This is a genomic window from Carnobacterium jeotgali MS3, from assembly GCF_000745125.1.
GTDB classification, from domain to species: Bacteria; Bacillota; Bacilli; order Lactobacillales; family Carnobacteriaceae; genus Carnobacterium_B; species Carnobacterium_B jeotgali.
Genome location: NZ_JQNF01000010.1, coordinates 295,552 through 316,550 on the forward strand (window position 1 = coordinate 295,552; position 20,999 = coordinate 316,550).

Annotated in this window: 20 protein-coding genes; 5 read left to right on the forward strand and 15 right to left on the reverse strand. The window is 35.4% G+C overall.

All coding sequences use genetic code 11. The features are described from left to right. Positions 1-260: 260 nt before the first annotated feature. Together pepT and BP18_RS08965 are read right to left on the reverse strand one after the other, a co-directional pair. The gene (gene pepT, locus BP18_RS08960) at positions 261-1,487 is read right to left on the reverse strand and encodes a peptidase T (protein WP_029276103.1); all 1,227 of its coding nucleotides are present in this window, start codon (positions 1,485-1,487) and stop codon (positions 261-263) included. A gap of 14 nt (positions 1,488-1,501) precedes the next feature. Further along, positions 1,502-3,169, reverse strand: a complete 1,668-nt coding sequence (locus BP18_RS08965; protein WP_007722848.1) for a peptide ABC transporter substrate-binding protein — start codon at positions 3,167-3,169, stop codon at positions 1,502-1,504. 266 nt (positions 3,170-3,435) lie between these two features. Here BP18_RS08965 and helD point away from each other — a divergent pair, with 266 nt between their 5' ends. Further along, positions 3,436-5,682, forward strand: coding sequence for an RNA polymerase recycling motor HelD (gene helD / locus BP18_RS08970; RefSeq protein ID WP_231549459.1), 2,247 nt, complete (start codon positions 3,436-3,438; stop codon positions 5,680-5,682). Positions 5,683-5,737: 55 nt separating this feature from the next. Here the strand turns inward: helD and BP18_RS08975 are convergent, their stop codons facing one another. Beyond that, positions 5,738-6,157: a pyridoxamine 5'-phosphate oxidase family protein gene (locus BP18_RS08975; RefSeq protein ID WP_029276561.1), complete on the reverse strand. Its 420-nt coding sequence runs from the start codon at positions 6,155-6,157 to the stop codon at positions 5,738-5,740. A 283-nt stretch (positions 6,158-6,440) separates the two neighbouring features. Here BP18_RS08975 and BP18_RS08980 point away from each other — a divergent pair, with 283 nt between their 5' ends. Then, positions 6,441-6,857 (forward strand): VOC family protein, encoded by a 417-nt coding sequence (locus tag BP18_RS08980; protein WP_051669213.1) that lies wholly within the window; start codon positions 6,441-6,443, stop codon positions 6,855-6,857. 126 nt (positions 6,858-6,983) lie between these two features. On the opposite strand, the gene BP18_RS08985 is transcribed toward BP18_RS08980, so the two are convergent. Beyond that, positions 6,984-7,631, reverse strand: a complete 648-nt coding sequence (locus BP18_RS08985; protein WP_029276565.1) for an NAD(P)-dependent oxidoreductase — start codon at positions 7,629-7,631, stop codon at positions 6,984-6,986. 262 nt (positions 7,632-7,893) lie between these two features. Between BP18_RS08985 and spxA the strand changes: the two genes are divergently transcribed. After that, positions 7,894-8,298, forward strand: coding sequence for a transcriptional regulator SpxA (spxA, locus tag BP18_RS08990; RefSeq protein WP_007722860.1), 405 nt, complete (start codon positions 7,894-7,896; stop codon positions 8,296-8,298). 235 nt (positions 8,299-8,533) lie between these two features. Here spxA and BP18_RS08995 read toward each other — a convergent pair whose 3' ends face one another. The 7 genes from BP18_RS08995 to BP18_RS09025 all read right to left on the reverse strand — a co-directional run bounded on the left by BP18_RS08995 (position 8,534) and on the right by BP18_RS09025 (position 14,108). Then, entirely contained in the window at positions 8,534-8,956 is a 423-nt protein-coding gene (locus tag BP18_RS08995; protein WP_407921365.1) for a manganese catalase family protein, read from the reverse strand. A gap of 264 nt (positions 8,957-9,220) precedes the next feature. Then, positions 9,221-9,886, reverse strand: a complete 666-nt coding sequence (locus BP18_RS09000) for a DUF6320 domain-containing protein (RefSeq protein ID WP_007722866.1) — start codon at positions 9,884-9,886, stop codon at positions 9,221-9,223. Then, positions 9,883-11,292: an alcohol acetyltransferase gene (locus BP18_RS09005; protein ID WP_029276568.1), complete on the reverse strand. Its 1,410-nt coding sequence runs from the start codon at positions 11,290-11,292 to the stop codon at positions 9,883-9,885. The genes BP18_RS09000 and BP18_RS09005 overlap by 4 nt, the downstream gene beginning before the upstream one ends. 40 nt (positions 11,293-11,332) lie before the next feature. Beyond that, entirely contained in the window at positions 11,333-12,388 is a 1,056-nt protein-coding gene (locus BP18_RS09010) for an alpha/beta hydrolase (protein WP_231549460.1), read from the reverse strand. 92 nt (positions 12,389-12,480) lie between these two features. Beyond that, a complete protein-coding gene (locus tag BP18_RS09015; RefSeq protein ID WP_029276572.1) occupies positions 12,481-12,822 on the reverse strand; it encodes a GNAT family N-acetyltransferase in 342 nt (113 codons plus the stop codon). A 172-nt stretch (positions 12,823-12,994) separates the two neighbouring features. Continuing rightward, positions 12,995-13,501, reverse strand: coding sequence for a cysteine hydrolase family protein (locus tag BP18_RS09020; RefSeq protein WP_029276574.1), 507 nt, complete (start codon positions 13,499-13,501; stop codon positions 12,995-12,997). A gap of 88 nt (positions 13,502-13,589) precedes the next feature. Then, positions 13,590-14,108 carry a general stress protein gene (locus BP18_RS09025; protein WP_231549461.1) on the reverse strand — a complete coding sequence of 173 codons (519 nt, stop codon included), beginning with the start codon at positions 14,106-14,108 and terminating at the stop codon, positions 13,590-13,592. Positions 14,109-14,328: 220 nt separating this feature from the next. Here BP18_RS09025 and BP18_RS09030 point away from each other — a divergent pair, with 220 nt between their 5' ends. Further along, positions 14,329-15,969: a peptide ABC transporter substrate-binding protein gene (locus BP18_RS09030; RefSeq protein ID WP_007722883.1), complete on the forward strand. Its 1,641-nt coding sequence runs from the start codon at positions 14,329-14,331 to the stop codon at positions 15,967-15,969. Between the two features lie 146 nt (positions 15,970-16,115). Next, positions 16,116-16,961 carry a DegV family protein gene (locus tag BP18_RS09035; protein WP_029276580.1) on the forward strand — a complete coding sequence of 282 codons (846 nt, stop codon included), beginning with the start codon at positions 16,116-16,118 and terminating at the stop codon, positions 16,959-16,961. Between the two features lie 100 nt (positions 16,962-17,061). Here BP18_RS09035 and BP18_RS09040 read toward each other — a convergent pair whose 3' ends face one another. The 4 genes from BP18_RS09040 to BP18_RS09055 form a co-directional block, all read right to left on the reverse strand. Beyond that, positions 17,062-18,090 carry a hypothetical protein gene (locus BP18_RS09040; protein ID WP_029276582.1) on the reverse strand — a complete coding sequence of 343 codons (1,029 nt, stop codon included), beginning with the start codon at positions 18,088-18,090 and terminating at the stop codon, positions 17,062-17,064. Next, on the reverse strand, positions 18,087-19,319 hold the full coding sequence (locus BP18_RS09045) for a glycosyltransferase family 2 protein (protein ID WP_029276584.1): 1,233 nt from the start codon (positions 19,317-19,319) through the stop codon (positions 18,087-18,089). The genes BP18_RS09040 and BP18_RS09045 overlap by 4 nt, the downstream gene beginning before the upstream one ends. Positions 19,320-19,321: 2 nt before the next feature. Continuing rightward, positions 19,322-20,083, reverse strand: a complete 762-nt coding sequence (locus tag BP18_RS09050) for a hypothetical protein (protein ID WP_029276586.1) — start codon at positions 20,081-20,083, stop codon at positions 19,322-19,324. Positions 20,084-20,351: 268 nt separating this feature from the next. Next, complete coding sequence (locus BP18_RS09055; protein WP_029276588.1) at positions 20,352-20,978, reverse strand: PepSY domain-containing protein; 627 nt, start codon at positions 20,976-20,978, stop codon at positions 20,352-20,354. Positions 20,979-20,999 lie beyond the last annotated feature (21 nt).

Consider the following 20,999-nt stretch of genomic DNA (forward strand, 5'->3'; position numbering starts at 1 on the left):
CACTACTGATTTATTGGTGGTTGCAATTTTTTTTACAGACTAACCAAAAAAGGCTCATTAAATGAGCCTTTTTAGTGCTATAAAACTACTCTTATAGCGTATAAATTACTTTTAAGTACTGTATAGATTTAAAAAATTTGCACTTACGGTACCTAAATCCCTTTTAACTACCCTATGAACCTAAATTTTCTGCTCTTACGGTATGCAAACTCCTTTTAACTACCATGTGGACCATAAAAAAATACTTTATGGTACGTAAACTATTCTGCATTCATGCGAGCAATTTCAATCACAACTTGAGCTGCTTGTTTCATACCTTCAACTGATACAAACTCGTATTTGCCATGCAAGTTCTCAGCACCGGTAAAGATATTTGGTGTAGGCAATCCTTTATACGTAATAATACTGCCGTCTGTTCCACCTCTAAATGGTTTGACATCAGGTTCGATTCCTAATGCTCGGTAAGCATTTAACGCTAACTCTACAATAGAAAGATCTTTTCCAATGATATCGCGCATGTTGTAATACTGATCGTATAACTTCACCGCAATACGCGGCTGATCAAATGTTTGATTGAATTGATCGACTAACGCAGCGAAGTATTGCTTGCGTTTTTCAAATGCTGCTTTATCGTGGTCACGAATGATATAGGTTGCTTTAACTTCGTCAATCGTTCCAACTTGGCTGGACAACATATAAAAACCCTCATAACCTTCCGTTTTTTCAGGAACTTCTTCTTGAGGCAATGCTGTAACAAATTGAGCTGCGACTAATAACGCATTGACCATACTGTCTTTAGCCGTTCCAGGGTGCACACTGGTCCCTTTGATCGTTAATTCGGCTTGAGCTGCGTTAAACGTTTCGTATTCAAATTTACCAACCATTCCACTATCTAAAGTGTAAGCAAAATCAGCTTGGAACTGATCGACATCAAATAATAACGCGCCACGACCTATCTCTTCATCTGGTCCAAAAGCCACACGTATTTTGCCATGTGGAAGTTCTGGATGCTTGATAAATTCCTCCATCGCAGTAACAATAGAAGCCATACCGGCTTTATCATCTGCTCCTAACAAGGTTGTTCCATCTGTTGTGATCACTGTTTCCCCAATGTAATGCGTTAATTGAGGGAATTCAGCTGTTGTCATCACGATACCCAGCTCTTTATTAAGCACAATATCGTTGCCATCATAATTCACATGAACTTGTGGTTGAATATTTTCAGCATTAAAATCAGCCGTATCGATATGAGCAATAAACCCGATAACAGGAACGTCATGAGCTAGATTGCTCGGCAAAGTAGCTGTCACAAAACCGTTAGCATCATTGTATTCGACTTCCTCTAACCCGATTTCTTTTAACTCTTCCGCCAACTTCAAAGCAAATTCTACTTGTGCATAAGTTGTTGGAACGGTCTGACTGTTCATATCAGACCGCGTATTGACTTTAGCATATTTTACAAAACGTTTAAGTAACTGTTCATCCATTTTCTTAGCATCTCCTATTCTGCAACATAAGCATTGCGGTAATCGTAACGAGCGCTGACAGAATGCACTTCAACACCTTTTAGTTTCGGATTGCGCAAATGTACTTCGGCTGTGTGGTATAAAGGGATAAATCCTTTTTCATTTAACATAATTGCTTGAGCATCAAGCATATTTTGCCAACGGGCTTCTGGATCATTTGCATTTACTGTTTCGGCATCATTTAATAATTGGTCAACTTTTTCATTTTTGTAAGGTCCGACATTGAATGTTGTCTCACTATTCATGATATCCAATAAATTGATTGCATCTGGCAAAATAGCTCCCCATCCGCCTAGAATGATATCAAAATCACCTGATTGTCCTTTTTCGATTCGATTGTTTTTAGGCACATTACTCAAATTGATCGTTAGCCCCTCAAAGTTATTTTGCAATTCACCTTGAATGTATTGTCCAACCAGCTTACTTGCCTCATCGTCATCTCCAAGCAAATCGATTTCGATGGTATCGACTCCCAGTTCTTTTTTAGCTTCATCAAAAAGTTGTTTAGCTTTTTCTTTGTCGTACGTTAAAAAATCACCTGCATCATCTGCAAAGTCATTGCCGGTAACTGGATTTGTTACAAAATCATGTGGCACAAATGCGGTTGCAGGAAGTGACCCATTTCCTAAAATCGTATTGGCTAATTCTTCACGGTCCAATATCAAAGAGAAAGCTTCTCTCAATTTAGCATTAGAAAACATTGGCACATCGGTGTAATTGAATTGCAAATAGTTTGTGCGGGCTTCTGGCTCTACAACATATGCTTCATTATCCACGTATTGTTTGGCACTTTCACCTGAAAGAATAGCATCATCTAATCCACCAGATTCAAATAAATTGAGTGCCGTCGAAACTTCTTTAATGACCTGTACGTCAATTTTGTCTAAGGTTATATTTTTCGCATCCCAGTAGTCTTCATTTTTTTGATAACTCCATGATTGATTCGTTCCATCCCATCCAGTTAAAATGAATGGTCCATTATATAAAGTTGTGTCACTACTCGTACCATATTCTGAACCCATCTCTTCTACGAATGCTTGATTTTGAGGAAAGAAAGGCAGAAAAGCCATTTCACCTAAAAAGTAAGATACCGGCACAGTCATCTGCACGGTAAATTCATAGTCGCCAACAGCTTCTATACCTAATTCTTCAGGAGTCATTTCACCATTGATGATTTCTTCAGCATTTACGATAGATGTAAACATATATGAATACGGAGCGGCTTTTTCAGGGTTCACAGCTTGTCTCCAAGCATACACAAAATCATGAGCTGTAACCGGTTCGCCATTTGACCAAGTTGCATCTTCTCGCAATTTGAATGTGTACGTCAACCCATCTTCTGAGACCGTTGTTTCTTCTGCAAGGGCTGGAACTGGCTGATTATTTTCATCCAATCGGTATAGGCCTTCTAAGTATTGACTCATTGCAGTATTTGTTCCAATATCGGATACAAGCAATGTATCGCCAGTCGATAATTCATTTAACACACCCACAGAAATACTCTGGTCTGTTGCCTGATTTTCCCCTTTTGTTGAATCTTTACTCGTTGAGTCTGTATCGCCATTAGATCCACCACACGCTGCAAGTAAAACAGTCGTTACGGTAAGTCCGATAGACAATGCCCCTTTTTTATTGATTTTCATTGCTATACCCCCATAAATTAAAGTATTGTCATCTTACCATAACCCACCCTGAATTTTAACCTTTTTATCATCTTTTTCTCACTTTTCATCATATTAACTGAATGAATCGTCTAAAAAGTGTATATTCTTGCAAATTAAAATTCTTTAAACTAGAATTAATCCCCTTGTAGCAATCAAGCTATTTCGGTGGTATACTGCTAGTTGCGTTTAAAATGAGTTGAACCAAATCTTTCTTTATTTCCAGCTTTTGAAAGGAGCTTATTTCATTGACTGATAGCTTATCTATGGAACAACAACGTGTTCAAACCGTTGTTAAAAAAATTCAATCTGAACTAGATCAATTAAAAAAAACCGTCGCACACGATAGTGCTGAACAAAAAAAACGCTTAAAAGAATCTGGTGAAATTAAAATCAATCAAGGTTCAAGTGAAAGCATGTGGGAATCAGCCGGTGAATTACGCTTAATTGAACAAGACCTAATGATTCGCAGTAAAACACTCCTAAAAAATCAAAATCGCGTGATGGCTTTAGAAAAAATGGTCGACGATCCTTACTTCGGTCGAATCGATTATGAAGATGAATTGGGCAAAGAAACTATCTATATCGGCATTAGCTCTGTATTTGATGAATACGATAACTTAGTGGTCGATTGGCGCTCACCTATTGCATCGCTTTATTATGAAGGCAATGTAGGCGACACGATTCCGTTGAAAATTGGTGAAGAAAAATTAACACTTCTGATTGAATTGAAACGTCAATTTTTAATTCGTCAGGCAAAAATTATTCAACTCTTGGATACCGATAATGTGATGGGCGATCCTTATTTGCTTGAAGCATTAGAAGACCGCTCCACTTATCAAATGGGTGCCGTTATTTCAACTCTTCAAAAACAACAAAATCAAATCGTACGGGATAATTCTGCCAAAATCACCTTGATTGAAGGCGTTGCGGGTTCTGGAAAAACCGTTGTCTTGATGCAAAAAATTGCTTATTTACTTTACACATTCAGAGATCAATTAAAAGCTTCTGAAATTATTTTATTCTCTCCCAATAGAATTTTCCAAACGTATATTTCTCAAGTGTTGCCTGAATTAGGTGAAATGAATGTGACAAGCCATACGTTCCCTGAATTTATGAATCAAAGAGTTCCAAAATTTACTCTCATCTCCAACCAAGATGAAGAGTTGTCTAAAGTCACTTTACTTAAAGGAAGTCTGCAATTTTCAGAAGCGCTAAAACGCTATACTGATCGATTAAAAACGGATTACCTGCGTTTTTCTTCGCTATCTTTCCAAGGTGAAATCATCATCTCAAAAGAAGAAATTAAAGAACTATTTTACAGCACCGAAAGCAACGGTACTTTAGCTAGTAAGTTAGCCTTATTGCAAACCTTGTTGTTACAAAAAATCGAGCAACTTAAACAGACACAACGAACAGCTAAATGGGTGGAAGATGTTTTACTTTCAATGTCTGATAGTGAGTTGCGCCTACACGAAAGTGAATCGAAAAATGAACAAAAGGCTGAAGAAAATTTGATTGACTCGATTATAGAGTCCGCTTATTCACCTCTTATCAAAAGAATTAAACGATTAAGTTTTATCCGTTACCAACATCAATATGTTCATTTCTTAAAAGCTGTTCCAAAATTGCTTTCTTTAGCAGAATTTTCAATCACTGAGGACATGTGGACAGAGCACATTCAACAAGTAGTAACGAACATCGCTCATAAAGAACTAGCGTTAGAAGATATGGATGCTTTTTACAGTTTGTTCCAATTGATGCATGGACCGATTAGCAGCACTAAATTTAAATACATTTGTTTAGATGAAGTACAAGATTTCTCTCCATTCCAATTGCAAATGTTAAAAGACTTTTACCCAACAGCACATTTTGTTCTAAGCGGTGATCTTAATCAAAATATTTTAATGAAGCGACTTTCTTTCAACGACTTAGATACCATTTTCACTGGCAGCTCTTTTCAGCGCTATCAATTATTAACAAGTTATCGGTCAACAAATGAGATTATCCAGTTTTCAAACCGTTTTCTGGAAGATCATTCTGCTGCAGAAGCCAATTTCCGTGAAGGTAAAAAACCTGAAATGATTTTAACCGCTACTCATGATCATTATTTGGACTATGTAAAAGAAAAAGTTGCTGAAAATAAAAAAGCCGGTTTTCGTACGGCCTTTATCAGTAAAAATTATGCAGAAGCCGAACGCTTCTACCAAGAATTAGCACATGCTGGCATTGGCAGTAATTTAGTACTGAAGGATACGGATAATACTCATCATCCTGTTATTGTTATACCCGTGCAATTAGCTAAAGGATTGGAATTTGATAGTGTATTTGCCCTTTTCCAATATTCGGCTCCTACTTCTTCCAACGACTTATCGACTGCTTATACTATTTGTAGTCGAGCTATGCATGAATTGTATTTTATCGCATCAGATTTGCAAGATTCATTGGTCAATCGCCTTAAATCAACCGATTACCAGTTAGCTGAACTGAATTAAACAAAAGAAGAAGGTGAAAAGCAGCTGCTTTTCACCTTCTTCTTTTGTTTTCTATTTAATTTAGATCAATTGATAGCACTTCAGCATCTTTTGTTCCTCTAAGAGCAACTGTATCGGGTTGGATCTTCAAGACTATGATATTTGGATCATCTTTTCCGTCAAAAATGAGTTTCATATATGGACTCCAAAGATGTTCAATCAGTGCTTGATCTTCAGTAATCGAGACTTGACCCGCTATCTCGACATAGTTATTATTCAATAACCCTGTGTCATAGCCCAATAAAACAAACGCATGAGGATTCTTTTCCAAATCTTCTACTTTATGCGTGCGTTTATCTGTCAGTGTATAAAGAATGAATCCTTCATTAAAAAAAGTCATGTAACGAGATACTGGTTTACCCTCTGAGACAGTAGACAACGTTCCTACATTATTTTTTTCAATAATTTTTAAAGCTTTATCACGCTCGTCAGCCATAATTACATCCCTCCATTTTGAGCTCATTATGGCATACCTCTCTTTCTTATTCAAAAGATACGATTCTCTTTGGCGGATTCTTGATATTTTGGATAAAGACCCACTTCCCAATCATTTGATTGAGAGGAGGAAAGAAAGCATTGGAATACCTATCAAGAAGGTTTAAGTCATTTAGCCAACTTTCATTGGTTGCTTTTTTATTCCTATTTTTTCACTAATTTCTCAAAACCAGTGTGGTATAGTAAACTTAAAGATAGATTTAAGACAGAAAGGAGAATGACAAGTGCCTTTTTCTTTTAAAGGTTTGGATCACGTTCAAATTACTGCTCCATTAGGTTCAGAAACAGAGACTAGAAGGTTTTTCACAGAGATCTTAGGATGTGAGGAAGTTGAAAAACCTGAAACACTCAACCATTTCGAGAGTATTTGGTTTGATATTGGCAATCAAATTTTACACGTCGGATTTGATGGGGATTTTCACGCTGAAAAAAGAGGCCATCCTGCATTTGAGATGACCAATATTGCTGAATTAATGAATCGGCTAAAAGAATACGCTATTCCATTTGAAGAGGATCATAACCTTCCTGGTGCTCGTCGATTCTACACAAATGCTTTTTTCGGTCATCGAATGGAATTTTTGGAATGGCAAAACAAACCCGAAGCAATGATGACGGTTGTAGAAAAATTGAGCACAGAATAAGCTATCTCGTTTACCTTGCTTTCAAACAGTCGGCTAAACCTGATTTACTCAAAGAACTCTTTGCATTTTATAAAATAAGGACTTTGCTGAATTTTTCCTCAGCAAAGTCCTTATTTATATTCATTCTTATTCAGCTTCAGAAACAACGGTAAATCGTTCATTTTTATGTGTTGCTTGTTCAATTTCATCCACAATGGCAATCGCAAAATCAGCATAACTGATGTAGCTTTGATTTTTTGAGTTTACGATAACTTGATTAGTTCCAACTTGGTAACTGCCCGTTCGTTTACCTGTTGCATCAAAATCTAAAGCTGGACTGACAAACGTCCATGTTATATCATCCGTTTTTTCTAAATCAGCTAAGTTTTTGGCTTGATTAATAGCTGTCGGTTGAAAAAAAGTTGGTAAGTCTGGCGTATCCATCACACGAATCGTTTGTTCTTCATTTACATACAAACTACCTGCTCCGCCTACAACAATCAATTTTGTTCCAGGGGCACCTTTTAATGCTTCAATTAAAATTTGACCAAACTGTACGTGTTTAACCGCTTGTTCCTGTTCCATTCCAGTACCAAATGCATTAATTACTACATCATATTTTTTTAAATCTTCTGAAGTTAATGTAAAGAGATCTTTCTCAACTACTTTCAATTCTTTATCTGCTAACTTTTCTGCATTTCTTACAATAGCCGTTACTTTATGACCTCTATCTTTTGCTTCTTTTGCAATCAAACTACCCGCTCTTCCTGTTGCTGCAATAACGGCGACTTTCATCTCTTTGACCCCCTTAAAGTTTATTTCTTCTTTTTATCAGATTAACACAGGGTTCATTTCAAACAAAATTTCTCGTCTTTAAAAACCTTTTGTTTACCTTTATTTACAGTAAATTAGTCTAAATGTCACAAACTTGTGAACTCTTTGTGACAAATGCTGTTGCTTTTTGTACAAATTCATAGTAAGATACTACTTGTAAAAGAATTCCAATTTTATTTAGCAATTATTAATTAGTTTAATTATAAACAGGAGAGTGAATAAAATGATTACTTTGTATACAACACCTAGCTCAGCTTCATGTCGTAAAGCAAAATCATGGTTAGAGGAAAATAACCTGTCTTTTATTGAAAAAAATATTTTCAATGAAAGTTTAACTATTTCAGAACTTAAAGCAATTTTACGTTTGACAGAAAATGGAACAGAAGATATTATCTCATACCGTTCACAAGCTTTCCAAAATTTAGATGTACCATTAGATCAACTTTCATTGTCTGAAGTATTAGAATTAATCCAAGCAGAACCAAGTTTGATTCGTCGCCCTATTTTAATCGATGAAAAAAGATTGCAAATTGGATTCAACGATGATGACATCCGTCGTTTCTTGCCAAGAGAAGTTCGTCGCATCGATTTGTTAGAAATGCAAAAACAACTTTCTCATATTTCTTAAATCACTATTATACTTAGCAGAAAAAGAATCTTTTTTCTTATAAACTAATAGTCCAACCACATAAAAATAACGCTCACTCCATTAGCCTACAACGTTAATGGAGTGATTTTTTTATAAAAATCACTCCTTCTAACAGAAATTTCAGTAAGATCCTGTTAGAAGAAGTTATTCTCTTTAATCCATTATTTCTTAATATCCTTATCAACTGTATTGTGTAAGCTAGGTTGTGCGGGTTTTAAAACAGGTTTTTCTCCCAACACTTCTGGCTCATCTTTATAGATAAATGTTCCGCCATTTGAAGATGTCCTTGGGATTCTGCATTAATATTTGAATGAAAATCAGCAAGTAAATTTCCACTTGCAGTAATATATGAACCATTACAAGGAACGCCATTTGAATCTTTTGCAGTGGGTCCAAGACCTGTTACGATAGCATGTTGTAAATCCATGCCTCCCATAACAGCTGCAATAGCAGGATCACTTTCAAATGCGTTTTCTTGAGGATCGACTGGAGCATCATCTAGTAATTGAGCAATCATTGTTGCAATCATTTCCACGTGTCCGATTTCTTCCGAACCAGTATCTAAAATCAAGTCTTTGTATTTACCATTTCCCCTTGTATTCCATCCTTGAAACAAGTATTGCATAGCTACTGAAATTTCACCCTACTGTCCGCCTAGAATTTCTTACATCTTACGAGCCATAAGTGGATCCGACTTGTCAGATTTTGCATAATATTGTAATTCTTTTTTATGAATGAACATCTTTTCTTACCATCATTTCTTCTCCGTCACCTTATTTTTTATTACACTTCAAAGAATCCGCTCTCAAATTTATGGTTATTTTCCATTTTTTTCAAAAATAAATGGCAATATAAAAGCACGTTTTTTCCTTTTTCAGAAAAAAACGTGCTCCCTTAAATTTTAAACCATCATTCTCTTCTCCAACTCTCGCAATACTTCTCCTCGATAGAAAATAAAAGTCACAATCAACATGACCGTACTGAAGCCAATTGACAACCAGGCTGGTAAAGGAGTCGTTACCCAATCGAAAAATAGGAAAACAGCCGGAATCAAGCCAATCATCGCAGCACACAATAAATACACAATATAATCTTCTACTTCTACTTTCACCAAACGAACAGCGATATACATGGCAATAAGCGCAAAAATACAGATCATTGGCACAGCATGAGTGGTAGACCAAGCGGACCACCCCTCTACATAATCCCAATAAATACTTAATAGCGACAGCGAAATAATTAAATAAACGATGCTTTTAGCGATATTTCGACGTTTGCGAATAATGATTAAAACAACGAGCCACATACTCACGATACCAAATGAAACAATATTCAATCCTTTGGGCGAATGTAAAAAGAACAATTCAATGATTAAGGATATACTGATAGTCGCAAGAGAGATTATCGTTAAGATCCTCATAACTTGTTTCTTATTAAACCGTAAAGGAATATCTGGATAAGGATTAGGCAATGGCGGTTCAGAACCCTTTTCCAAAGGCTGATGACAAAGAGGGCAATTTAACCAATCCCCATTAACAGACACTTTACATGCTTGACAATAATTCACTCTTCCTCACCTCTCAATTCTGGACCAGCTATTTTATTAGCTGAAATGGTCACTGGAACTCCCAGAGCGGTTAAATCTCTAACGAATTGCTTATATAACGTTGTATCAATAAATGGCGAATTTAGGCAAATGGATAAATGATCTCGATGACTGACGACACAGAACTGCGGTCTTACGGCAGATGTTTGAAAATAAACTTGATGAACTTTCTCATCAATGGTTTGGGGCAACTGAACTTTTCCTAAATTAGACATTGCAAAAGTTAACCCGCGGTTGTTAAAATAATTGATTACTTTTAACAGACCATCTTTGATTGGACGAATGATTACACGCGTAAAAGGGTTAAATTCATAGGAAATCAGCTTATTCAATCGGGTTTCCAAACTATTTTGACTAAGCTGTTGTTGCAATTGTTCCTTAAGCGTTTTGCAAATAGCTGCTAAATTGATTTCCTCTGCAGGGTCATAGGTATATTCCAAACGTGTCGTGCTAAAAAAGTTTCTGGCAGAATTTGAATAATAAAATTGCCTCAAATTGACCGGAACCGAAACCGCAATCGTCATCCCGTCTTGTACAGCGGGATTTGTTTTGCGAATTGCTTCAATAAACAAAGCTGTTAAATAAGTCGTAAGAGAAGCCTGCTGTTCATGTGCTAATGTTAGAACAGATTGGACCGGCATATTTAATTCAACGACATGCGTTCGGTTATCAATAGTTCGTTTGCCTTTTATTTGATAAACTTTCTTTTTTTTCTTTTTATTTTCTAAAGATGTTGGTTCATTTTGGATGAACTTTTTTCCATAACGCAGTGCAAATTTACCAACGGTCTTGCTTGCGCCCGCCAACTTTCGAATAGCCGATTGTGCAGCATCTGTGTAATTGCGCTGCCCTTTATGACGAAAATACTGGATAAAACTATCTACATTTGCATTTTCTCTGGTGCGTTCTAAGCGAGAATTCTCCTTATTTATGTCAGAAGGTGCTTGAGCCTGTTGCAGAAGAACATATTCACTCAGTAAATCTTCAAAGAACCACAACGCTCCTGTTCCATCTGACAAAGCATGAAAGACTTCTAAATGAATCCGATTTTGATAGTACACTACTCGAAAAAGCAATTCTTTACGATCAAAGTGATACAACTGAGAACAAGGAGGTTGTTCATCTAATAGGACTTGGGGCTTAAGATCACTTTCTTCTAAATAATACCAAAATACTCCACGTCGCAAAACACTACGGTATAAGGGATACGCTTCTAACGTATGTTCTAATGCTTCCTGCAACAGTTTTGGATCAACTGATTCTTCCATGGCTGCACTTAGTCGAAAGACTTTTGTGTCAAAATCAGTCATAGCTGCGAGAAAAATATTAGACGCATTATCCAGTCGAACCCAATTTTTCCGTTTCATATTCTCCTCTCCTTTGCTCTACTAAATTTCCCCTTACTGTTTAATCTTCATTCAAAAAAATATTGATAGCTTCATAAGTGGCTGTCATCGATTCAGCAAATCTTGGATAAGTAATAAAACCATGTACGGCTCCACCGATACGTTGGATTACTACCTCATTTCCCGCTTCTCTTAAAGCTATTCCATACATTTCCCCTTCATCTCGTAACGGATCGAACTCGGCTGTAATAACCAATGTTTTAGGTTGATGTGTTAAGTCTTTTGTCATCAGGGGTGCGACATAAGAATTTTTACGCTCAGCTAAATTAGGTTCGTACATTTCCATGTATTCTTGGACCTTTTTAGCTGTTAATCCATATTTATACCCATTTGTGCGAATAGATTCAAATGGAGAACTTTCTGTATGGTTCCAATAAGTAACCGGGTAAAGCAAAATTTGTTTAGTCGGAACAATTTTCCCTTTGTCTCTCAACATTAACGAAACAGCCGCAGCTAAATTTCCACCCGCTGAATCTCCAATTAACGTAATTTGCGAAGCTTCCATCATCCCACTTAGTTCCAAATGAGTCATTAGCGTCTCTGCCACTCGGTAACAGTCTTCTAAGCCTGATGGATAAGGATACTCAGGAGCTAGTCGATAATCAACTGAATAGACAACTCTTCCAGTCAAATCTGCCATATTGATGCACGCCGTTGTATAGGTATCAATGTCTCCAATCACCCATCCGCCTCCATGAAAGAAAACTAAAACATCGTCATTTAATGGTTCTTTAGGATAAAAAATACGCACCGGAATATCATGTGTTTGATCCTTTGAATAAATTTTCTTATCCAATATGCGGTACCCTTTTTTAGGTTTCCCCGAAAAAATTTGCTGCATTCTTCGTACCCAAACGTAATCCTTTTGCATATCTATTTTTGGTGAAGATAGTAATTTTAAGATAATTCTAAATAATGGATTCATTGTTTTCCCTTTCCAACTACCCAATTCTTTTTCTTCAGCATGAGTTATTCGATTAGGATTGTCAAGGTAAACTACTATGTAGTTGGTACTGCTCTTTCTTTTCATTGATTTCCAGATAATTAAATACGTCATTCAAAAAAGCCATCATTTAGACTAATAAACAGTGGCTTTTTAAACATTCGCTTATATTACTGAAAAAATTTATTTTCATCATTTTTCTACCTCTAATAAATAGCCTCTATGAAAGTTTCTATTTCTTCAACAGCTGACATTTTATAACCACCATATATCTTTTGTATTTCATTTATCATGGCCTTGCCTACTCCTTCTCCTCTATAAGAAGGAAGAACCGCTAAATGTTGAATCAAGAACTCATTTTCTTGAACGTTAATTCCGATTACTCCAATATATTTTTCTGCTTCTTTCCATAAATACATCTCCCAATTAGGATTTTGCTCATAGCGTTGCATCGTTCTTTGGAGTTGCTTTAAATCATGCTCTTTTGGCATATAAGACACTAAACCTAACGCAACTTTATTGTAAGCATTTCTATATTTCACTAGCATCAGATACCCCTCCTACTGATCCAAACTTTTTCTAACAAGGTATATGTTTATGTCTACTGTCTGCAGTTCTTTTAATTACAGTAAAAGATTACCACAGATCTTTTTTTCACCCCACTATAATGAACCTATTATTCTTTTTTTAAAAATAGAGATACCGTCGTTAATGCTCTCATTAGTTGATTTCTATTTTTAAACTTTTCATTACATCCAATGTTTCTTTATGCAATTCTTCAGTCGTCCCTATGCATAAATCTTCTAATACTCTAATAGTTGCAAGCGGAAAAGAATTATGGAGCATGATGGCATTAGACAATACACATACATTGGTTTCTACTCCAACAAATTCAATGACTCTATCCGGATCATCTTTATACGCATTTCTTAATTCTTCTGCATCTTCAGGTGAAATAGAATGAAATTTCTTGTTAAAGCCTTTATGTTCTTTCAAAGCTGCTTCTAAAGGACCAAATAATGCCATGCCCCACTTTTTTTCTTCATCCGAACGATGGTCATTTTCTAAATCATGCTGGTTTATTGTGTAATAAATAGGCTCTCCTTTTTCTTCTTGACGATGGATTTCCTCAATAATTTTTGGTACAATCTTTGCGGCATTAGGTACCGCTAAAACGCCTTTTTCATTATCCACAAAATCATTTTGCATATCAATGATAAACAACATCCAATCTCCTCCATTTATTTATCTAGTTGCTAAAAAAAGCTGCACTTCTGTGCAACTTTTTTAGCAACTGGTACAATTTTGACCAACATTAGTGATTTTTTGGTTGGTTTTCACTAGTTGGTTGGTTTGAATCACTAAAAGTAGCATTTGTTCCTTCAGGTTTCACCTCAACTCTAGGTAGGATAGGGTTCCCATCAGTTCCCGAAACCATCGTATTACCCGCTGGTACAGTTATAATCGGTTGGATTCCTTCATTTGATGCCGGCTGATTGGTTTCATCATCAACCAATACTACATACTCTCCATTTTTAATAGCTGTATTATACGTTTCAGTCGATTTTTTATCAAATCCGTATTTTTTTAGTGGATTATCCTCTTCATCTTTATTTGAAAAGACATTTTTTACCGTATCCCATACTGAAGTTGGACTTTCATTGGTTAGAACAGCATCCACTTCAGCCAGTGTTTCAGCATGAATGGCTTCTATTTTTTCTTTTTTTGCTACTACTGTAATGTTATCTGCTCTATATCCTTCTTTTAACAATTGATCAATTTTACTTACCGTTTCTTCTAGCGTTGGATAAGCTCCTTGTATTTTTTTCATCATCACTTCACACCTCTCAACTTTTTTACTATTGCTTGTTCTAATCATATCAAATAAAACAACCGCTTCCAAAGAAAACGTTTTTCTTTTTTTCTATCCTTTTAAATTTCTTCCATCTATTTAGTCTCAATTACTATTCAAAAAAAGCTCTTAAGTGCTACAATGGAACAATATTGAATTGATATAGAAAAATTAATGGAATGATTTTAAGGGGGTAATGAATATGGGAAGACATTTTAATAAAATTGGATTAGTTGCCCTTACGTCATTTGCAGTGTTAAGCGCATGCGGAAATGATGAAAAAGGGAATGGTAATACTGGTCAAGAACAGCAAATTTTACAACTTGCAGCTGAATCAGAAATGGATACAATGGATACAACTATATCCACTACAAACTTTACACCGATGAACAATGTTTATGAAGGTTTGGTTACGTATGATTTAGAAGGCAATTTAGTTCCAGGCAATGCAGCCAATATGCCTGAAGTTTCTGAAGATGGTGTCACGTACACCTTTACGCTACGCGATGATGCGAACTGGTCAAATGGCACACCTGTTACAGCCGATGATTTTGTCTTTGCTTGGAAAAGAATGGTGAATCCAGAAAATGGATCCGGATATGCTTATTTGTTTTCAGGTATTGTAAAAAATGCTGAAGCTATCCTAAATGGTGAAGCAGAAGTAGATACATTGGGTGTTGAAGCACTTGACGATAAAACATTAAAAGTAACATTAGAAAAACCCGTTCCTTATTTTCTCGATGTCTTAACAATTCCATGCTATTTCCCACAAAATGAAGCTTTTGTAACCGAAAAAGGTGAAAACTATGGCTTAAATGCAGAAAATGCTATCTATAATGGACCATTTACATTGGCGGATTGGGATTCTGCTTCAGGAGATTCTTGGAAATACATGAAAAATGATGAATATTGGGATAAAGATACCGTTCAACTTGACGAAATCAATACTCAAGTCGTCAAAGAAGTGGGAACTGGACTTAATCTTTATGAGTCTGGCGAGTTAGATTCTATTGATTTATCCGGTGATTTTGTCGCTCAATACACAGAAAATCCTGATTTTAAAACGAATGACAAAGCCTGGATCTATTACATCGAGGTCAATCATGATGTTCCCGAATTAGCGAATGAGAATATTCGTAAGGCTTTAACTTATGCCATTGATCGTCAGGGATTTACTGATAATGTACTCTTAAACGGGTCTCACTCTATTTTCGGACATGTTCCAAACGGCTTGGCTAAGAACCCTGAAACAGGTGCTGATTTCCGTGAAGATGCTGGGGATGTTGTACAATATGACGTCAATATAGCCCAAACGGCTTGGCAAGCTGGCTTAGAGGAATTAGGTGTAGACACTGTTACACTAGAGTTAACAACTTCGGATTCTGAAGACAGTAAGAAGTTAGCTGAATTCCTACAAAGTGAATTGCAAAATAACTTACCTGGATTAACAATTGACATTCGTCAAATGCCTGATAACTCAAGACTAGATAATATCAAATCGGGTAATTACCAAATCGCTACTTCTTATTGGTTAGCTGACTTCGCGGATCCAATTAACTTTGTTGAACGTTTTGATACCGATATTAATCGTGGTAATTATTCATTTGAAGACATCGACGCACTTGTAGATCAAAGCAATCAACAATACGATGATGCCTTAGCAAGATGGAACACGCTGATTGAAATTGAAAAAGTAGCCTTGGGTGAACATTATGTTGACGTTCCAATCTACCAAACAGCAGAAGCTTACCTTGAAAAACCTTTTGTAAAAGATATTTACCGTCCTGTTTTCGGTAGTCGCAGCTTCAAATATGCTTCTATTGATGATACTCAAACAAATTAAACGATAACAATCTTAAAAAACGCTCTTTTCATTTTAATGAAAAAGAGCGTTTTTTTGACATAACTCACTATCTGATAATAAATGATATTATTCTTATAGGTTTTACGATATACTCAGATTATAACTAGTTTTAAGGAGAACATTAAATGAAATTAAAAATTGTAACCGATTCAACTGTTGAATTAACTGAAGAAGAAGTATCTCGCTATGGTATTACGATTGTTCCACTATCCTCTATGGTTGATAATGTGGTTTATCATGATGAGATTGAAATAACAAATGAAGAATTTTTGCAAAAAATGAAACAATCATCTGAGTTACCAAAATCTTCTCAACCTCCAGTTGGAAAATTTTTGGAAGCGTATAACGATTTAACGGCTGATGGTAGTGAAGTTTTATCTATCCATGTAACCGAAACGTTAAGTGGGACTGTTCATTCGGCTCACCAAGCTGCCGGTTTATCAAATGGAAAAGTAACCGTTATCGACTCTGAATTTTGCGCTCGCGCACAAGCGTTTCAAGTTCTTGCTGCAGCTGAATTTGCCAGCACTGCTTCGACAATGGAAGAACTATTAACTCATTTAGAAGATATCAAATCAAGAACTATTCTCTATATCAGCATTGCCAACCTTGAGAACATGATAAAAGGCGGTCGTATCGGAAAAACGATGGGTAAATTGACTTCGCTAATGGATATCAAAGCAAATTTACAAATGACTAATGGGAAACTGCATTCAGATTCAAAAGGACGCGGAACGAAATCTATCGTAAAACGCTATAAAGAAATCTGTCAGACTTTACATGATGCTCCAAAAAAAGTTCATGCCATTGGTTTTACTCACATTGGTATGAGCGACTATTCAACCACTATTTTAGCTATGTTAAAATCAACTTTTCCACATGTTGAACCCATGGTGTCTTATGCTTGTCCTAGTGTAATGACTCATGCTGGTCCAGATGCCATTTCAGTGCAGTTTTTATTAGAAAAATAATGCCTATTTAATTCCATAGTAAAAGCCAATCTATTCCTAAATTTATAGGAATGGATTGGCTTTTACTGTAGATAAAGAACCCTTCTTTTTACTTATTAAGTTACTGAGTCTTATCCCTCGTTTTATAGATAGCATTAGCTGTTTCAATCCAAATATAATCAAAAAAATGAATCTTTGAATAGTCAGGATTCTTATCAAATGACGGTTGAGTTAAAATCATAGCGTAGAGTTCATCTGCATACTTCTCTTCATTTGCTTGTTTAAAGTAGAGATACGCTAAAGCATACACAGCACTTGATTCATAAGGGACAGCTGGTGTACGAGTTGATTTAACATATCCCCCAAATAATTTCCCATTTGTATCCCATTCTTGTTTCACCCACTGATCAAACTCTGGTGGAACTTGATTCATAAATTTCAAATATTGAATTGCAATCATGAATTGGTCAATCATATTCACAGTATTTTTATCTGCTGATAGATACGAGTGCTTATCAACTGTATAAATCTCTTTAAAAAATGGATTTTGTGAATTGGTTGATCCAGCCAATAGCTTTTGATAATCTGCTGGATCAACCCTAGCATTTCCTTTTATAATTTGGTCATTGATATACGATAAATGCACTGTAGTAGCTTTTTTTTGTAACTCCCAATCATAAAAATCAACTATCAGCCCATCTGTTAATTGTTTCGAATTTAACGTTTCTTCTAATTCATTAGCTAATATTACATAATCCGGTTCCTGAAAATATTTGCCACCTTTTCTAAGAACTTCAATAATACGAAAATCATCAACGGAAGCATTTGTGGTTGTTTGATCAGATGTTGTCCATTTAATATAGGTTCCATCAGACCTTTTTACTATAAAATTATTTTTCAAACTATCCACTTGTTGTTTGAACTCTTTTTCATCTTTTACAAGCAGTAAGTAATAAAGATATTGACCAGTACTTTCAGATAAATACTCAATCTGATTATTTTTGGCATAATTTTTTATCAAATTGTCATCATTTTTATAGTTATTTTCTATCACTTCTTGAACCTCTCTTTTATTATAACTAAATAGCAGAGTTAGAATCGTTATGAGCAAAATGACTAGTAGAATCATGAAGAATCTTTTTTTACTCACTCTGACTCTCCTTTTTTAAAGCGTTTTGTTTTATCCCAAGTGATGGTTTTATTCGTTATTCGGCTCCAAATGTATTGACTGGCACTTCTTAAAAGCAACACTAAAAAGAACTGTGCGTAAGTAAAGTACATAATCAACCCTACAAAGACATTAAAAGGGGTGATTGACTCTTCTAAAACCATCGAGCTGATTACCTGAGCAGTATAAATAACATAACTTAAAAACCAAATGATTAATAAAGGAACGTCAAAATAAGGAACGGAGAATCCAAACAGCCCTAAGAAAAACCACGTATTTGAAATCAATAATAAAATGACAAAAACAAAGTACGTTAAAAGATGTTGTAAACTATAAATAAAAGTTTTGCCTTTCCAAAAGCTCCATTCATGAAGTGATTTTTCCAATAAATACAGATTTCCTGTCAACCATCTTGTCCGTTGTTTGATAAATATTTTCATGTTTTCGGGTTCTTGTTCCCATGTATGAGATTGATGAACAACGGGTAACGTTTTTCCCATTGCAGCTATACGGACAGTCAATTCTGCATCTTCTGCTAAAGCATACGGATCATATCCACCAGCAGCTATAAGTACATCTCTTTTAAGCAGCATATTGGTACCGGCCAGAGAACCTGCCCGAAACATTTTCCACCGGCCACTTTGCATTAATAACTGAAAGACTTGAAATTCAATGGCAATCATGCGCGTTAACAAATTTTGGTTGGCATTAACTGTCTTCACATAGCCCACTGCCCCAGCTGCATCTTTAGTCGTTTCTGCTGCATAAATTAATTCAATTGCGGCATTTTCATCTGGTTGATTGTCTGCATCATACACTAAAAAGTAATCTGATTTTGTAATCGAAAGCCCATAATTTAAAACTCTAGATTTTCCAGTAGGTTCTCCTGGCGGAACTTTGATGTAACGTATTCTAGAAAACAGCTGACTAAATTCCTGTACAATAGCCTCAGTATCATCTTTCGAATTATCATCTAATACATACACTATCAATTCTCCCGGATACTTCAACTTTACCATTGCATTCAATGTATCTTTAATAACAACATCTTCATTATGAGCAGGAATTAATACGGCAATTGAAGGATAGTTGGTTAAAGTAACCGTCTTTTTTTTCGTCAATCGTTGAACCACGCCAGCTATTGTAAGGATAGAATAAAAAAGTAACATTACCCAAAAGAAAAGTAGAATAATTAACATTAATAGATTCATTTTTAAACTTCTCCATCTCTATTGTTCTCGTAATAATCAGAGCCCGTTTCCTGGTTAAAAATTTCATATTGAACTGGAATTTGGATAACCGTTAATTCTGTTCTTAAAGATTCGAAAACTCTTTCTATGACTTTTAAACATCCTTCTCGTTTAGCATTTTGTAAAAAAACTAAATAAGAATTATCGGTTAATTTAGTGACTAAGTCAAAGTCTGAGCGCACCGTTTTTAGCAGAGTCTGCACCACTAAAAAGTTCATCGCTTCTTTTGTTTTTTCGAGCGGATCTACTTTAAATAAAACATAGTAATTTTCTTCTCCCCGTCTTTGAGTACCCGTGCTAATAAACTTTATCCGATTAGCAAATTCTGATTGGGTCAATAAATTAGAAGAACCAATATACTTCTCTAATTTATCAGCTTTTATCCTCAAAGCTGTCATTTCAGTCGTCATTTTTTTTACTTCTGAAAATAATAACCACATGATGATTAAGGCTGCTGCCAATACGGTGTATTCACCTATTAGATAGACCTGAGAGCGAATATCTGTGTCTGAATATAGGGTCATTAAAAATCCTACGCTAAAAATAATTGTGAGAATCAAAATAAAATTTTTAGAAGTAGACAAATAATTCATTGCTAATGCTGCCACAAGTATGATTACAGCACTAATAGAATGATACTCGCTAGTACTGACTTGAAAAAGCAGAAAAAAAGTAATCAATAGTAATAACAGATAGAACGGTAAAACAGACATTTTCTTTGTCATATCGAAATATTCCTCGTTTCAGTAATTAGTAATTTTAATGAATAATCTTATAATTTATAACACATTTTTTTCATTTTAGCTATCACTTAATAGCTTACTTTAGGCGGACAGAAATTTTTATTCTCATTACCCACTTTCTCACCTTAAAAAAACTTGAAAATTAGCGTTAAAACAAAGAAAAAACCTCAAAAAAACTAATCTATTCCATCTAGTTTTTTTGAGGTTTTATTGAATTTTTTTTACCTTATATTGGAATCATTTCTTATTTTTAGTCATTTTCGACAGATAAAAACTCACCAGTTTCAGCATTCAAATGTACATCTACTTCATTGTTACCTTCTTCAAATTCACCTGTAAACAACGGTGTTTTAGTGTCATCATCTGCTTCTAAGTTCCAAGAAACAAGTACAGCATTTGAAGCTTCTTCCTCAGATTTGGTAATTAATTCATCAATAGCCATTAAATCATCGACCATCAATTCTTGATCATCAAAGTCTGCATCCTTCTTTTCTGTGTTGTTTTTTGTTTCTTTTCCATCTTCAGCATTTACTTCCCATTCAATTTCTTGCGTATCATCGAAACCATTAATTTCAAATGTGTAGTTGCCAAAATCTTTGTCAAAGTCAATTGAAGAAATAGCAGCATCTGGATAAGCTTCTTGAAAATCAGCAATAGCTTGTTCATAGGTTACTGAAAAACTTTTCCCTTCAAAGTTTTTAGATGCAGATGATTCAGAACTAGCTGATTCTGTTGTTGATGAACTTGCCATTGAATTAGCAGTTGATTCTTTTGTCGAAGTTGCTGAATCATTCGTTGTCGTATCTGTGCCACCACATGCAGCCAAAAGAATAAGTGCACTTCCACTAATCATTCCTACTTTTAATTTCATTTTCATAGTATCATCTCCTTACTGCTA